The sequence below is a fragment of the Anaerosinus sp. genome, assembly GCF_965318445.1.
Genome location: NZ_CBDNNH010000009.1, coordinates 1 through 2,897 on the forward strand (window position 1 = coordinate 1; position 2,897 = coordinate 2,897).

Here is a 2,897-nt window from a genome sequence, read left to right on the forward strand (position 1 = left end):
CCTACTCCTGTTTTTGGACCTTAAAGTTTTAGAAAGTAATGAAATATGAAATCATTTAGATTAAAAATTCCCCAATGTCCACAATGTGGTTCACATCGTTTTAGATTTAATACAAGATTGGGGCCCATCCTTTTTCTTATCACTCAGCTCATTACTTTTATTCCTGTGGGAATAAATTATATTTGTAAAAATTGCGGACATCGTTGGATGGAATAGTATTAACATATCGCAAGAGAAATTGATGAAAAGAAGAATTATTTATCTAGCTGTATTTATAATTATTTTTATTGCTGGTGCCATGACCGGTATTATATTTGCTGGTTTTCAATCATGACAAGTGTTACAAAAATTGTCGTAACAATAATGATTGTGAACCAGAATTGGGAAGGTGCTTTAGTGGTTGCGATTATGCTTCGGTGAAGTGTCAACTGGATGCTGCTGCAAAATTTGGCAATGATGTGCCGTGGTATGATAGATGGCAAGGCGTAGTTGGAGCTGCGGCTCTCGGAGGACAAGGCGGTCTGAGGGATGGATATAATGCTACCGTAAGCGGCCTGTCCAATATATGGAATTTTATTTTCTAGAAAGGGAAATCATATGATTAGAAGGTTGTTTTTTATTGGTTGTGTTCTATCTGCTATTTTATCTTTTTGCGGATGCATGAAATGGGAAGAGCCTACAATGTTAGATAAAAATTATAAAGACACGCCATTTCGCGCGGCAAATCGGGAGAAAAATAGAGCGAAAGATATAATATCTAGTCAGCAGTGTGCTCAATCGGGTTGGTACTATTTGCATGAATATAAACGTCACAAATGGACATCTTCTTTAAAAAATGCAGGACGGCTGTTTAATTATTGCTGGTTTTTCGATCCTGAAAATTACAATTCCTATTGGGGATGGGGAATTGTAATGGGAGAACGCGCAAGCTTGGTAAATGAAAAAGAAGCTGAAAAATTTTTAATCTCATCGCTTGACCTATTTCAACTTGCCTCACAAAAAGAAATACCCCCGGCAGAAAAAAATAATTTTTATATGGATTGGGCCAATGTTTATAATGGTGTAGGGGCATTTTTTGCCCAAAATGACGACACAGCAAAATCTTTATCGGCCTTGAATAAGGGAAAAATTTTGTTGTTGGATGTCTTGAAAAAAGAGCCGACAAACGGGCGTGCCTACTTTTTGTTGTCGGTAAATTTTTATTATCGTAAGAATTACAGAATGGCAGAGAAAAATGCAGATAAAGCGATTAAATATAACTTTAAAATACCAGAAAAATACCTACGGGAACTTAAAGAACGAAAAGATGTTTAGATGTTCCCATAGCTATAAGAGAAATTAATGAAAAGAAAAATTATTTATCTAGCTGTATTTATAATTATTTTTATTGCTGGTGCCATGACTGGTATTATATTTGCTGGTTATCATACCTCAAAAGCTTTTAAGTTGTTGATTTATAATGAAGTAGTTAAGGGATATGATGATGTTCAGCAGGCATATAGGACCAATAATCCTGAACTGATAATTTGGGAACTAGAGCATTTTAACCTATTGTTAGACAAAATTGAGAGTTATAAAGTTATTGAGGATGCAGAATTTTATTTCTATAAAATTATCATTTACGCATTGTTTGATCGTTATTCAAATACCGCAGAAAACAAAAAAAATGTATTATATAAGAAAACTATGCTTGACTACTTTGAATTATATTCAAAAACAAGAAATAAGCCGCTTGACAGGGGAGAAATTGATCCTTTTATCAATCGTATCCTTGAGGATTGGAAAAATAAAGTTATTGAGGATGAGAAATAATTTTTATAGCAATTAAACATATTTGTGCTTTGCAATCAGTAAAAATATCAATAAAGATGTCTGGATATGTATTGATGTAGCTTTAATAGAATATTAGGCAATGGATTGAAATTCCCAGTTTAGAATGGGAACAAGGAGTTGAGTTGATCTACTGCGATGCCGAGGTGGTATTGATATGGAACAGAACGTTTTCCTGCCATTCCCGAGAGTTAACAAGTTTGTCACGTATTTCCAGTCAAAGCCAATTTTTTCTTCCGATGGAAAGAGCTTTCGCAATGACAGTTTCCAGTGGGGAATACGCGGAAGAGAATCCATTCCGTTTCAGCAGTGAATACTCTGATATGGAAACGGGGCTGGTATATTACAATTACAGATATTATTCCCCCGAACTCGGACGATGGCTCTCCAGAGACCCTATCGAAGAACAAGGGGGATACAACCTGTATGGTATGCTGGGAAATGATATTGTAAATAGTTGGGATCAATGGGGATATGGGCATGCTTGGCGGTGTCCTATCGCCGCTTATAGTTGGGCTATGACTGGCAACTGGAATGCAACATCAGAGGAGTTAGATGCAGCGCATGAAGTTTTTTGGGGAAGTTTTAACAGGAGAATACTATCGTGATTATTGGAGTGATAAATTTGTCGAGAATGATTTAAGCCTAACTGCTGGGGTCTATACAGATTATGCATATTGGGGCGAGAGTGGATTTGCTTTTGAATTTGAATTTTCAGTTTCAGGGGGGTTCTCCGGAGGGGGTGGCATTAATGCTAACCTCGGTTATGGTGTCAGCACAGGGGGATATGTGGGAGCAAGCATAAAATCTGATACATCATTACCACTAAAAGGGGCTAATGTAAGTGGTGGAATCGGGATTAGGGGACCTGTTGGAGGATGTATAAGTTCGGGGGATGGAAGAAATGGAGTGAATATATCTGCAGGAGTTGGCGTTGGTGGATATGGCACCGTTAGTACACCATTATTCTAAGAATTTATCCCTAAATAACGCCTAATTTTCTAAAAATGATAATACTTGCTGCGAGTTGTAGTAACGATTCGTAGGCGGCATTTGTTTTTTCATAG

5 protein-coding genes are annotated in these 2,897 nt (G+C 36.9%); all 5 read left to right on the plus strand.

Going from position 1 to position 2,897, the window contains the following annotated elements:
* Positions 1-314 precede the first annotated feature (314 nt).
* The 5 genes from ACWZFG_RS04740 (at position 315) to ACWZFG_RS04760 (ending at position 2,802) form a co-directional block, all read left to right on the plus strand.
* On the plus strand, positions 315-584 hold the full coding sequence (locus tag ACWZFG_RS04740; RefSeq protein WP_455577197.1) for a hypothetical protein: 270 nt from the start codon (positions 315-317) through the stop codon (positions 582-584).
* Positions 585-681: 97 nt separating this feature from the next.
* A complete protein-coding gene (locus ACWZFG_RS04745; RefSeq protein WP_455577198.1) occupies positions 682-1,314 on the plus strand; it encodes a hypothetical protein in 633 nt (210 codons plus the stop codon).
* A 27-nt stretch (positions 1,315-1,341) separates the two neighbouring features.
* The gene (locus ACWZFG_RS04750; protein WP_455577199.1) at positions 1,342-1,812 is read left to right on the plus strand and encodes a hypothetical protein; all 471 of its coding nucleotides are present in this window, start codon (positions 1,342-1,344) and stop codon (positions 1,810-1,812) included.
* A gap of 257 nt (positions 1,813-2,069) precedes the next feature.
* On the plus strand, positions 2,070-2,438 hold the full coding sequence (locus ACWZFG_RS04755; protein ID WP_455577200.1) for an RHS repeat-associated core domain-containing protein: 369 nt from the start codon (positions 2,070-2,072) through the stop codon (positions 2,436-2,438).
* A complete protein-coding gene (locus ACWZFG_RS04760) occupies positions 2,395-2,802 on the plus strand; it encodes a hypothetical protein (protein WP_455577201.1) in 408 nt (135 codons plus the stop codon). Before ACWZFG_RS04755 ends, ACWZFG_RS04760 begins: the two co-directional genes overlap by 44 nt.
* Positions 2,803-2,897 lie beyond the last annotated feature (95 nt).